Source organism: Pseudomonas frederiksbergensis, assembly GCF_003732665.1.
Classification (GTDB): domain Bacteria; phylum Pseudomonadota; class Gammaproteobacteria; order Pseudomonadales; family Pseudomonadaceae; genus Aquipseudomonas; species Aquipseudomonas frederiksbergensis_G.
Map to the genome: position 1 here is coordinate 1 of NZ_MOBP01000078.1, position 305 is coordinate 305.

Here is a 305-nt window from a genome sequence, read left to right on the forward strand (position 1 = left end):
CGGCGTGGAACCAGGGCCGGAGCTTCGGTCTTCGGGTCGCACCCGGGAAAGCACGCCAGCCTCTTCCATCAATCGATCATTGGTCAGCGCTTCAAGGGCGTACGCCGTGGGCAAATCTTCCGGATCGAGCACGTCTTCAAACAACGAGATCGGCGGGAAGCAGCTGTTAACGATCCGATAGGCCCGCGGCCACTGCGGATCGGCCAGTTCCGGCGCCATCAACCGCGCACTCCGTCGAGATAGCGGCGTACATCAGCGATGTCTACGACGCGGCCGACCAGCATGTAGTCCAGCGCGGTTTGGCC

General features: G+C 63.0%; 2 pseudogenes. Both read right to left on the reverse strand.

The annotated features are described in order from the left end of the window. Positions 1 to 219, reverse strand: a pseudogene (locus tag BK665_RS33230) (RES domain-containing protein); the annotation flags it as partial. Further along, a pseudogene (locus BK665_RS35110) lies at positions 219 to 305 on the reverse strand (DUF2384 domain-containing protein); the annotation flags it as partial. The pseudogenes BK665_RS35110 and BK665_RS33230, both read right to left, overlap by 1 nt.